Annotated in this window: 12 protein-coding genes and 1 other annotated feature; all 12 genes read left to right on the forward strand. The window is 47.2% G+C overall.

Annotated features, from left to right (window positions below; translation table 11 throughout):
* Nucleotides 1-6 precede the first annotated feature (6 nt).
* The 12 genes from IQ294_RS03130 to ileS all read left to right on the forward strand — a co-directional run bounded on the left by IQ294_RS03130 (nt 7) and on the right by ileS (nt 11,929).
* Complete coding sequence (locus tag IQ294_RS03130) at nt 7-792, forward strand: cell division protein FtsQ/DivIB (RefSeq protein WP_203332543.1); 786 nt, start codon at nt 7-9, stop codon at nt 790-792.
* Nucleotides 770-1,495, forward strand: a complete 726-nt coding sequence (locus tag IQ294_RS03135) for a DUF881 domain-containing protein (RefSeq protein WP_203332544.1) — start codon at nt 770-772, stop codon at nt 1,493-1,495. The genes IQ294_RS03130 and IQ294_RS03135 overlap by 23 nt, the downstream gene beginning before the upstream one ends.
* 16 nt (nt 1,496-1,511) lie before the next feature.
* Nucleotides 1,512-2,228, forward strand: a complete 717-nt coding sequence (locus IQ294_RS03140; RefSeq protein WP_203332545.1) for a DUF881 domain-containing protein — start codon at nt 1,512-1,514, stop codon at nt 2,226-2,228.
* Between the two features lie 2 nt (nt 2,229-2,230).
* On the forward strand, nt 2,231-2,593 hold the full coding sequence (locus tag IQ294_RS03145; RefSeq protein ID WP_203332546.1) for a small basic family protein: 363 nt from the start codon (nt 2,231-2,233) through the stop codon (nt 2,591-2,593).
* A 105-nt stretch (nt 2,594-2,698) separates the two neighbouring features.
* Entirely contained in the window at nt 2,699-4,000 is a 1,302-nt protein-coding gene (gene ftsA / locus IQ294_RS03150; protein ID WP_203332547.1) for a cell division protein FtsA, read from the forward strand.
* 499 nt (nt 4,001-4,499) lie between these two features.
* A complete protein-coding gene (gene ftsZ, locus IQ294_RS03155) occupies nt 4,500-5,681 on the forward strand; it encodes a cell division protein FtsZ (RefSeq protein ID WP_203332548.1) in 1,182 nt (393 codons plus the stop codon).
* Between the two features lie 287 nt (nt 5,682-5,968).
* Complete coding sequence (locus IQ294_RS03160) at nt 5,969-6,637, forward strand: YggS family pyridoxal phosphate-dependent enzyme (protein WP_203332549.1); 669 nt, start codon at nt 5,969-5,971, stop codon at nt 6,635-6,637.
* Entirely contained in the window at nt 6,637-7,101 is a 465-nt protein-coding gene (locus IQ294_RS03165; protein ID WP_203332550.1) for a cell division protein SepF, read from the forward strand. Before IQ294_RS03160 ends, IQ294_RS03165 begins: the two co-directional genes overlap by 1 nt.
* Nucleotides 7,102-7,126: 25 nt before the next feature.
* Nucleotides 7,127-7,393, forward strand: coding sequence for a YggT family protein (locus IQ294_RS03170; protein WP_203332551.1), 267 nt, complete (start codon nt 7,127-7,129; stop codon nt 7,391-7,393).
* A 62-nt stretch (nt 7,394-7,455) separates the two neighbouring features.
* Nucleotides 7,456-8,241, forward strand: coding sequence for a YlmH family RNA-binding protein (locus tag IQ294_RS03175; RefSeq protein ID WP_203332552.1), 786 nt, complete (start codon nt 7,456-7,458; stop codon nt 8,239-8,241).
* Between the two features lie 93 nt (nt 8,242-8,334).
* Nucleotides 8,335-8,856: a DivIVA domain-containing protein gene (locus tag IQ294_RS03180; RefSeq protein ID WP_203332553.1), complete on the forward strand. Its 522-nt coding sequence runs from the start codon at nt 8,335-8,337 to the stop codon at nt 8,854-8,856.
* Nucleotides 8,857-8,911: 55 nt separating this feature from the next.
* Nucleotides 8,912-9,123: a binding site (T-box leader), on the forward strand.
* A gap of 43 nt (nt 9,124-9,166) precedes the next feature.
* Nucleotides 9,167-11,929, forward strand: coding sequence for an isoleucine--tRNA ligase (ileS, locus tag IQ294_RS03185; protein WP_203332554.1), 2,763 nt, complete (start codon nt 9,167-9,169; stop codon nt 11,927-11,929).
* Nucleotides 11,930-12,101: the final 172 nt, after the last annotated feature.

The following is a 12,101-nucleotide window of genomic DNA, read 5'->3' on the forward strand; positions in this document are numbered from 1 at the left end:
GCAGGCATGGATAAAGTGATTGATATAGAAGAACGCATTCCCACGCTCCGTGAGCGCAGGCGGAAAAGGACCAATCGCAAATTCCTGGCATTGCTGTTCATTTTTCTCTTATTACTGGCGGGCTTGATCTACAGCCAGACAAAATACAGCAAAATTCAAACGATCAAAGTTACAGGTGAAGAATTATATTCGGAAGAAGAATATATCAAAGCAAGCAGGTTGACGCTGGGGGATTCCATGTGGTCATTTTCGGAAGATGAAACCGGCGAAGCCATTTCAGAACTGGACTGGGTGGACACGGCAAAAGTCGAAAAAAGATGGTTGACCGGAGTGGAGATTTCAATTGCTGAGTATCCGCCGATCGGCTATCTCGAAACTGATACAGGCTATCAGGAACTATTGGCTAATGGTCACGCAGTGGCATTGCCGGTGGATGGGGTGAATGGCCCCATTTTTACGGATTTCGTAAATCAGGAGACGCGTCTCGAGCTTGCCGAACAATTGCAGGAGCTTGATGCTGAGGTCTCGAACTTGCTGTCCCAGATCATAGTGACTGAAGGGGAGAGTGCCTCCTCCAGAATTACGCTGTATATGACAGATGGCAATGAAGTTCGGGCAAGATTGAATACGCTGGCTGAAAAACTTGCTTATTACCCGGCGCTCATCGCTCAACTGGATGACGGGGTAAAAGGGGTCTTCGATATGGAAGTGGGCATCACGTTCCGTTCCTTCGATGATGTTTATGGTCCGCCAAAGGAGGTTTCGGAAGATGAAGAAACCATCGAGCCGTAAACAGGGGAAGGTCAGCAAATCGATTGTCTTTTCGCTTGTCTTTCTGGTATTGGGGTTCATCCTCTCCTATTCCTACAGTAATTCCCTGTTAGCTGAACCCAGTGAAGAGAACTTCCTGAGTTCCGACTTTGAAAAAGAGGAACGTTACCGGGAAGAATTGATCGAGCAGCTGGAGCGCAATAAAACACTGCGCGAGGAAATGCAAGTAAAGCAAGAGGAACTGCAGAATTATGAAAGTTCTTTTTCAGACGGTGCAGAAGCTGTCAGCGATATGGCGACAGAGGCTGAGAAGCTCCGCCGCTATGTCGGTCTGATGCCGGTGGAAGGGACGGGTTTGAAAATTGTGCTGGAAGACGGCGAATACAATGGACAATCCGCCAATCCAAATAATTATATCGTGCATGAAAGCCACGTTTTCCAGGTGATTCATGAGCTTTATATTTCCGGGGCAGAAGCGATTGCGGTGAACGGTCAACGGATCCATGCGAATTCAACAATCATTTGCACGGGCCCGGTGATTGAAGTGGACGGTGTTCAATATCCTGCCCCGTTCACGATTGAAGCGATCGGCAAGCCTGATGTCCTTTCTGCCTCATTTGAATTATCAGGTGGAGTTCTCGATCAATTGGTCAATGACAATATTGTGGTGACCATGGACGAGGGGCTGGCGATTCAGATGCCGGCTCTGCTGTCGGAATCATGATTGAGGGGGAAGTTGCATGAAAAAGAAAGTCATTTCCCGGTTCACGATGATTTTATTCGTCATCGGCCTGATGACTGCCATCCAATATAATACAATCAACGAGCCGGATACGCGTGATACACGGGATATCTGGGAGATCAGGCAGGAGTTATCCAGGGAAAAGCAGCTTCACTCTGAGTTATTATCAGAAATCAGCGCATTGGATGAAACATTGGCCAAATATGAAAAGGCTAAGGATGATAGCCCGGAACAGGCGTTGAAAGAGACTGTCGAGGAATTGAGGGAAACAGCGGGACTGACAGAAATAACAGGTCCAGGCCTCCAGATTTTCATCGAACCTTCAGCGGAAGCCATAGTTACCGGACAGAACATCGAACAAGTATCACCGGAATTGCTGATCCGTCTGATCAATGAAATAAACCGTTTCAATGATATCGAATTGTCGATAGACGGAAAACGGTTGATCAATACAAGCCCGATACGGGATATCAACGGAAGAACGACAGTCAATGGCTTGCCGGTCGGTACGCCGCCGTTCGAGATCAAAGTGGCTGCGGGCACTGCCGACAATGCCGAAAAACTATATAACCATTTAAAAGCATCTTCAATACTTGACAGTTTTTACATCGATAATTTATCGGTCAATGTGATTCAGCCACAAGATGAAATCACTGTGGAAGCATATGATGAAGAGCTCGGCATCAATTACTTAAATGCAATGGAGGAGGAATAACGATGTGGCTCGCCATTTTAGGGCTGATACTCGGCGTATCGCTCGGGCTGTTGACAGATATACGAATTCCTCCCGAATATGCCAATTACCTGTCGATCGCAGTTCTTGCTTCTTTGGATACCTTATTCGGAGGCATCCGGGCACATCTGCAGCAAGTATACGACGACAAAGTTTTTGTTTCAGGATTCTTCTTCAATATTTTGCTGGCAGCCGGGCTGGCATTTCTCGGAGTCCATCTTGGAGTCGATCTTTACCTTGCGGCGATATTCGCTTTCGGGGTCAGATTATTCCAGAACATCGCAGTTATCCGGCGAATATTATTAAGTAAATGGGCAGAAAAAAAGGAGATTCGGGAATCAGTTTGAATTTTCTGATCAAATAAAGAAATATTGCATCAAATTACTTAGACAAGGTGTATAATTTACAATAGAATATATAATAACTGCAATAAAATAAGGAGGTGCCACGAATTGAGCCAATCAGAATTGTATGTGAGTTTAGATATTGGATCTTCGTCGGTTAAAGTATTGATCGGAGAAATGGCCAATAAATCGTTGCACGTCATCGGTGTCGGCAACGTCAAATCAAATGGCATAAAAAAAGGGGCTATCGTTGATATAGATGCTACTGTACAGTCCATCAAAAAAGCGGTAGACCAGGCGGAGCGGATGATCGGCAAATCGATCCACGAAGTTGTACTTGGAATCCCTGCCAATAAGATGGTGCTTCAGCCGGTAAAAGGAGTAGTCGCCGTAAACAGTGAAAATCGTGAAATTACAGATGATGACCTGGACCGTGTGCTCGAAGCGGCACAAGTCATGTCGATTCCGCCCGAACGAGAATTAGTGAATGTCATACCAGAGCAATATATTGTAGACCATTTGGATGAAATTAAAGATCCTCGAGGTATGATTGGGATTCGCCTTGAAATGGATGGTACAATGGTGACAACGTCCAAGACCATTCTTCATAATATACTGCGGTGTGTTGAAAGGGCCGGCCTTGAAATCAGGGACATTTACCCTCAGCCGCTGGCAGCGGGATATTATGCGTTGACCGAGGATGAAAAGAATCATGGAACAGCCTGCATCGATATCGGCGGAGGCTCTACCTCAATCGCTGTATTCCGGGACGGACACCTCTTTGCTTCATCAGTCATTCCTGTCGGCGGCGACCATGTAACAAAAGATTTATCAATCGTTTTGAAAACCCCGACCGATCAGGCTGAGAAGATTAAGCTTGAATACGGCCACGCTTTTTATGACAATGCATCTGAAGATGAATTGTTCGAGGTGCCTGTCATCGGCTCTGATACAAAAGAGCAGTACAGCCAAAAATACATATCTGAAATAATCGGAGTTCGCCTGGAAGAACTTTTCGAATTGATTTTGGATGAATTTTACCGCCTTGGTGTCCAGGACCTTCCAGGGGGCGTAGTTCTCACGGGTGGCATGGCGAAACTTGAAGGTCTTCCGGAACTTGCACGCAATATCTTGCAAACGCGTGTGCGTCTGTTCACACCTGAATATATCGGAGTCAGAGAACCACAGTACACGACTTCTGTCGGGTTGATCCAGTATGCTTATAAAGAAGATGTCTTTTATGGACATATCGGCAGCGGAGCCGCATTGGGCAATGCCCAGAAGGTCGAAGCCGAACCAAAACCGAAAGCTGAAAAGCAAAGGCCTCAAAAACAGCCGAAACAGCCTAAAGAAAATGGCGAAGGTGTCGTAACAAAAGCCAAGAAGATGTTCGACAGATTTTTTGAGTAAGTAACGAAAAGCGACGGCGCCCGTTAAGCTCTGACAGGCATAAGACGAAACAGCAGAGTGGCGATTTTTGCCACGGCAGCTGGATCGGCTTATGACCCGAAGAGCTGGGCCGCTGGAGTCTGGACAGAGAAAAGCGACGGCGCCCGTTAAGCTCTGACAGGCATAAGACAGAATAGCAGAGCGGCGCCCTTTGCCGCATAGCTGGGCTGGCTTATGACCCGAAGAGCTGGGTCGCCGGAGTCTGGACAGAGAAAAGCGACGGCGCCCGTTAAGCTCTGACAGGCGTAAGATGAACTTCCGAAGCGGTGCACTTTGCCGCACAGGAAGGGCAGCTTAAGTCCGAGGAGTTGGCTGGTTGGAGTCTGGACAACGAAAAGCGACGGCGCCCGTTAAGTGCAGCATTCAAATGCTTAAAATTAATAGTTAATCTTTCTTAATCAATAAAAAAACATTGCATCATGCTTCATCATAAAGCTGGGCAATTTTAGGAGGAAAAAGAATGTTGGAATTTGATACATCAGTTGATGCTATGGCAGTTATAAAAGTTATCGGTGTCGGCGGCGGCGGTAACAACGCTGTAAACCGCATGATCGAACACGGTGTCCAGGGTGTGGAATTTATCGCAGTCAACACGGATGCCCAAGCTTTGAATTTATCAAAAGCTGAAGTCCGCCTTCAAATCGGCGGCAAACTGACTCGCGGTCTTGGCGCCGGCGCCAACCCGGAAGTCGGAAAAAAAGCGGCGGAAGAAAGCAAGGAACAGATTGAAGAAGCACTCCGCGGCGCGGATATGGTCTTCGTGACAGCAGGCATGGGAGGCGGTACCGGAACAGGTGCAGCTCCAGTCATCGCTGCAATCGCTAAAGAACTTGGCGCATTGACGGTGGGTGTTGTGACACGTCCATTCACATTTGAAGGACGCAAGCGTTCGACGCAAGCAATCGGTGGGATCGGCCAGATGAAAGAATCGGTGGATACGCTGATCGTCATTCCGAACGACCGTCTGCTTGAAATCGTGGATAAAAATACGCCGATGCTTGAAGCGTTCCGTGAAGCGGATAATGTGCTCCGCCAAGGTGTCCAGGGTATTTCCGATTTGATCGCTGTACCGGGTCTTATCAACCTTGACTTTGCCGACGTTAAAACAATCATGTCGAATAAAGGGTCAGCATTGATGGGAATCGGTGTTTCTTCGGGTGAAAACCGTGCTTCGGAAGCTGCGAAAAAAGCAGTTTCAAGTCCACTTCTTGAAGTATCTGTCGACGGAGCCAAAGGTGTCCTGATGAATATCACAGGCGGCTCGAATCTCAGCCTTTATGAAGTCCAGGAAGCTGCAGATATCGTCGCTTCCGCTTCTGATGAAGATGTAAATATGATTTTCGGTTCCGTGATCAACGATAACTTGAAAGATGAGATCGTCGTTACGGTTATTGCGACCGGATTCAATGAAGAACAGCTTCAGCCGAGAACGCCAAGAGGCTCTGGTTTGAATTCAAGCCGTGTGCAGTCTATCCAGCAACAGCAAGCACCGCAGCCGACGCTTCGTGAAGCGCGCCGTGAGGAACAGCGCCGCGAAGAACAAGCGCCAGTTTATCAGCAGGAACCGGCTCGTCAGGAAAAGCAGCAGGATGATGCACTTGATATTCCGACGTTCCTCCGCAACAGACAAAAGAGACGTTAATCCGAACAGCTGCCATAGTGGCAGCTGTTTTTTTTGTGGATAAGAAAGTGTGCCTTTCGGAGCTGAACGGCCGTTATCGCTTTTCTTTGTCCAGACTCCAACGGGCCAACTCCTCGAGTCGTAAGCCCTCCCGGCTGTGCGGCTGAAAAGATGCCGCTTCGCCGGAATGTCTTACGCTTGTCGGAGCTGAGCGGCCGTTGTCGCTTTTCTTGCTAATATGACACAATTGATAAATGGCGGCATACTTGGTACAATAAACTGAACATCTGAAGAAAAGTTGTGAATTCATGAAACCCATCAAACCGATATATAAAATGATAAGAAACGAACTGGATGAAGTACGTGAAGGCATCGAAGTCATCGCAGTAACAAAGCAAGTGGGCGTCGAGCGGACGAAAGAAGCAATCGAAGCCGGCATCGTCCATCTTGGTGAAAACCGTCCGGAAGGCTTCCTGAAGAAATATGAAGCAATCGGAGACGGCGCCACCTGGCATTTCATCGGAAATCTTCAAACCCGAAAAGTGAAGGAAATCATCAATCAGATCGATTACCTGCATTCACTTGACCGGTTAAGTCTGGCAAATGAAATTCAGAAGCGTGCGGAGCATACCATCAATTGTTTTGTACAGGTCAATGTTTCAAAAGAAGACAGCAAAAGTGGTGTCTTACCTGAAGAAACGGTCGATTTCATCAAGACACTCGAAAAATATGATAAAATCAATATTATCGGATTGATGACGATGGCACCGAATACTGAAGATGAAGAAGTGTTGCGGGACGTTTTCAAGGGATTAAAAACACTGCAGCAGCAGGTGGCTGAGAAAAATTGGCCACACGCTCCATGCACCGAATGTTCCATGGGAATGTCCAATGATTACTTGATAGCAGCGCAGGAAGGGGCGACTTTTGTTCGCGTCGGAACTGCATTAATCGGTTCAGAAAGTGAGGCAGAATGATGAGCATTAAAAATTCATTCAAGAATTTCTTTTATTTAGAGGAAGAAGAAGATCAGCCACAGCAGCAAAACCAGCAGGCTCCCCGCTATGAAAAGCCGTCAGTCAATCAGGAAATCCGTAAATCGCCAAAAGAACGTCGGCAGAAAGCGGCTGAAACGTCTGTTCCGAACCTGGTGAGCATTCAAACAGCAGCATCCAAATCCTCAAAAGTGAATTTGGCGGAACCTCGGGTCTATGCAGAAGCGCAGGACATTGCTGAACATCTGAAAAGTAAACGTGCTGTTGTCGTAAACCTTCAGCGCATTGAAAAAAGCCAGGGACTTCGCATCATCGATTTCCTGAGCGGCACGGTCTATGCACTGGGCGGAGATATCCAGCGCATCGGTACGGATATTTTCCTGTGCGTACCGGATACAGTGGAAGTGGACGGCGCAATATCCGACTTTTACTATGACGAAGACTAATTTTATAGAGGAGCAATATTAACCTATGGTATTAATTGTAACTTTGCTTTTAAATGCAATTCGGATATATACGTATATATTGATAGCCGGGGTTCTTATGAGCTGGGTGCCGAGCATCAAAGAGTCAAGCATCGGCCAGATCATTTCAAGAGTGACTGATCCCTACCTGGATATATTCCGCAGATTCATCCCGCCGATCGGTATGATCGACATTTCACCGATCGTAGCGATTATCACTTTGCAATTGGCATCGGAAGGAATACTGGTTTTATTCAGAATGTTTTATTTCTAATAACCTCACGCTTAGTGAGGTTTTTTTCTTGAAATGAGTTGAACTCGGGAAGGAGCAGGCTAATGGATTCCATATTTCAGCATTTTCGAAAAGAAGAACAGCAATTTATCGAACAGGTTTCCGGCTGGTTGAATGAAGTCGAAGACCGCTATACACCTAAACTTACTGACTTCCTGGATCCGCGTGAACGGTTCATCGTGCAATCCGTGCTCGGCTCGAGTGAGATCGGGATGGAGTCGCTCGGCCTGTTTCCAGACGCGGAACGGCAGAGGGTCCTATTATATCCATCGTATTATGAGCCGACAGCAGAGGATTTCAATATCACTGTATTCGAGCTGAAATATCCTGTGAAGTTCGTAACGCTCCGCCATCCGGATATTCTGGGGTCTTTGATGTCGGTGGGGCTTGGCCGGAGTAAATTCGGTGATATCCGGATCGAAGGCGAACGCATCCAATTTGCTGTGGCGGACGAAGTGGGGCTATACCTGCTGACCAATTTCGTTTCTGCGGCAAAAGTGAAAGTCCAGCTGATCGAAGTGGAAGATACAGCCGACATGCTGACGGTGACAGAAGATTGGTTTGAGGAATCCCATACGGTCAGTTCGATGAGACTCGACACAGTCTTGAGCTCCGTCTACAATATTTCTCGGCAAAAGGCATCTGCTTTGATCCACGGGGGCAAAGTGAAAGTCAACTGGACTGTGCAGGAGCAGCCTTCATTCGAATTGCATGAATCGGATATGATTTCATCGAGGGGCTTCGGGCGGGTCAAGGTGCTGATGATCGAAGGCAGGACGAAAAAAGATAAAATCCGTCTTCAGATCGGAAGGCTTGAACAACGGAAATGACGCTTGCATGGAATGTTGAAAATTATACTGATATTTCATGCAATGGGCGTTATAATGAAAAGTAACAAACATATATGAAGGAGAGTGCACTGAATGCCATTATCCCCGTTGGATATACATAATAAAGAGTTCAGTAAGGCGTTTCGCGGATATCAGGAAGATGAAGTGAACGATTTCCTGGATCAGATCATCAAAGATTACGAAATTCTGCTGAAAGAGAAAAAAGATCTGGAAGAACGTTTGAAACAGACCGATGAGCGCGTTGGCCATTTCACTACAATTGAAGGAACTTTGCAGAAATCGATCGTCATCGCTCAGGAAGCAGCAGAAGAAGTGCGCCGCAACTCCCAGAAAGAAGCGAAGCTCATCGTCCGCGAAGCTGAAAAGAATGCGGACCGCATCGTCAATGAATCGCTCACTAAAGCGCGCCGCATTGCAATGGAAATCGAGGAATTGAAAAAGCAGTCCAAAGTTTTCCGCAACCGCTTCAAAATGATCGTAGAAGCCCAGCTTGACCTGATCGATACGGATGACTGGGATTCGCTGATGGAATATGATGTGGACACGACGACCCTGGACCGGCTTGAAGATCCCAACGAAGATTACCGTCCTTGACTATAAATGCAACACTCTTTATAATTACGACATACTGGAAATAGCAATTATCATAACAAATGCGTTGATGGAGACAGTAATCACAGCCATTCAGGAAAGCGAGCCGGGGACAGTGGAAGCCCGGTGCTGAAAGCTAGGATGAAAATCACTCCTGAGCAGAACCGGGGAAATCGAGTATCCGGTTCCGTCCCGCCACGATACGGTGTTCGAGTGGCAGCATTCAGCTGCAACAAGGGTGGTACCGCGAGTAAGCTTCTCGTCCCTTTCCAGGGATGGGGGGCTTTTTATTATGTTTACAGGAGGAATTATGATGGATTACAAAGACACGTTATTGATGCCGAAAACAGATTTTCCGATGCGCGGCAATTTACCGAACCGGGAACCGGAAATGCAAACAAAATGGGAAGAAATGGAAATCTATAAGAAAGTTCAGGAACGCACAAAAGGCCTTCCATATTTCATCCTTCATGATGGACCGCCATATGCTAACGGCGATTTGCATATGGGACACGCACTGAACAAAGTGCTGAAGGATATGATCGTCCGTTCCCGTTCAATGATGGGCTTCCATGCCCCGTATGTTCCAGGCTGGGATACACACGGTCTGCCGATCGAGCAGGCATTGACGAATAAAGGTGTGAACCGAAAAGAAATGTCCTTGGCTGAATTCCGTAAACTCTGTGAAGAGTATGCGTATGAGCAGATCGACAGCCAGCGCACTCAATTTAAACGCATCGGTGTCCGAGGCGACTGGGAAAATCCGTATGTCACATTGAAGCCTTCGTATGAAGCGCGCCAAATCGAAGTTTTCGGCTCCATGGCGAACAAAGGGTATATCTACAAAGGATTGAAACCGGTCTACTGGTCGCCATCAAGTGAATCGTCGCTTGCTGAAGCGGAAATCGAATACCACGACAAGAAATCACCATCCATCTATGTTTCATTCCCTGTAACAGATGGTAAAGGTGTTCTTGCTGAAGGCACGAAACTGATCATCTGGACGACGACTCCTTGGACGATCCCGGCAAACCTTGGAATCACGGTCCATGAAAAACTCGACTATGTCGAAGTGGAAGTGAATGGATCAAAATATGTCATCGCACGCGAATTGCTTGATGACGTCGCATCTGAACTGAAGTGGGAAGATCCTAAAGTCCTGCGTGAGATGAAAGGTGCGGAACTGGAAAACATCCTGACGAAGCATCCTCTATATGACCGCACATCGCTGGTCATGCTCGGAGACCATGTCACCGTCGATTCAGGGACAGGCTGTGTCCATACAGCACCTGGTCACGGGGAAGATGACTTTTTGGTCGGTAAAAAATACGGCCTTGATATTCTTTGCCCAGTCGATGAAAAAGGTGTATTCACAGAAGAAGCACCAGGATTCGAAGGCCAGTTCTATGATAAAGCCAATAAAGCGATTACGGAAGCGTTGGATGCAGCAGGAGCTCTTGAAGCCTTGACATTCATCACGCACTCGTATCCGCATGACTGGCGCACGAAAAAACCGGTCATCTACCGTGCTACGGCACAATGGTTCGTATCGATTGACGCATTCCGTGATAATATCCTGAAAGCGATCAACGAAACGACGTTCACGCCGGCATGGGGCGAAACGCGCCTGTTCAATATGCTGCGCGACCGCGGCGACTGGAACATTTCGCGTCAACGTGTATGGGGCGTGCCGATTCCTGTTTTCTATGCAGAAAATGGCGACCCGATCATCACTGACGAAACAATTGCCCATATTGCCGGCCTGTTCCGTGAACATGGATCGAACGTATGGTTCGAACGCCCGGCTGCAGAATTATTGCCTCCAGGATTCGAACATCCAAGCAGCCCGAACGGCATCTTCACGAAAGAACTGGATATCATGGATGTCTGGTTCGACTCAGGATCATCGCATCAAGCGGTTCTTGACGAACGCGAAGACCTTCAATATCCGGCAGACCTTTATCTTGAAGGCTCTGACCAATACCGCGGATGGTTCAACTCATCTCTTACGACAAGTGTTGCCATCAACGGAATTGCTCCTTATAAAGGCGTATTGAGCCATGGTTTTACACTTGACGGCAATGGCAAAAAAATGAGTAAGTCTCTAGGAAATGTTATTCTTCCGTCGAAAGTGATGAATCAGATGGGGGCAGATATTCTGCGCCTGTGGGTCGCTTCTGTCGACTACACGGCTGATGTCCGCGTATCCGACGAGAACTTCAAGCAAGTTTCGGAAGTATACCGCAAAATCCGTAACACCCTGAAATTCCTTCACGGAAATCTAGCTGATTTCAATGAAAAAGAGGACCGTGTCGCATTTGAAGATATGCGTGAAATGGATCAGTATATGGTCATGAAACTTCAAAAGATGATCGATACTGCACGCAAGGGTTACGAAACATATGAGTTCGCGACCATCTATAATGCGTTGAATAATTACTGCGCGAATGATTTGAGTTCATTCTATCTGGATGTGGCGAAAGATGTGGTATACATCGAAGGCGCCGATCATCCGCACCGCCGCGCAATGCAGACAGTCATGTTCGACTCGTTGATGGCCATCCTGAAATTGGCATCGCCGATCATTCCGCATACGGCTGATGAAATGTGGTCATATCTTGGATTCGTCGAAGAAGACAGTGTCCAACTGACTGATTTCCCTGAAGTCGAAGAACATAGCAGCTTCAAAGATCTTGAAGAGAAGTGGACACGCTTCATGGCAGTCCGCGACGATGTGCTGAAAGCGCTGGAAGAGGCCCGTGCTGCGAAAACAATCGGTAAATCTTTGGAAGCGAAAGTTACTGTCTACGGTTCAGAAGAAATTCAGAGCCTGCTCGCATCCGTCGATGAAAACGTGGCTCAGCTCCTGATCGTTTCGAATTATGAATTCGGGGGATCCGCTGAGAGTGCTCCTGCTGATGCATTGGCATTGAATCATGTCACTGTGGCAGTTGAAAAAAATGAAGGCGAAAAATGTGAGCGCTGCTGGACGATTTCCGACAAAATCGGCGAAAGCGAAGCTCATCCGACGTTATGCCCAAGATGTGCGGACGTAGTGGAAAAACATTACGCATAATTGAAAATAAACCGATATTCCGCTTTGCTTGCTCACTATGGAGTCTATGCAGCGCCGAAGGGGCAATAACAAATAGCAATAAACTATAAGGTCTGGAGAAACGGCAAGTCCGTTCTCCGGGCCTTCGCTTTTTTCCGCGAGATTGTGTTAAAATAGGAAGATAGATGAGATG

This window comes from Planococcus beigongshangi (genome assembly GCF_016820495.1).
Taxonomy (GTDB): Bacteria; Bacillota; Bacilli; order Bacillales_A; family Planococcaceae; genus Planococcus; species Planococcus beigongshangi.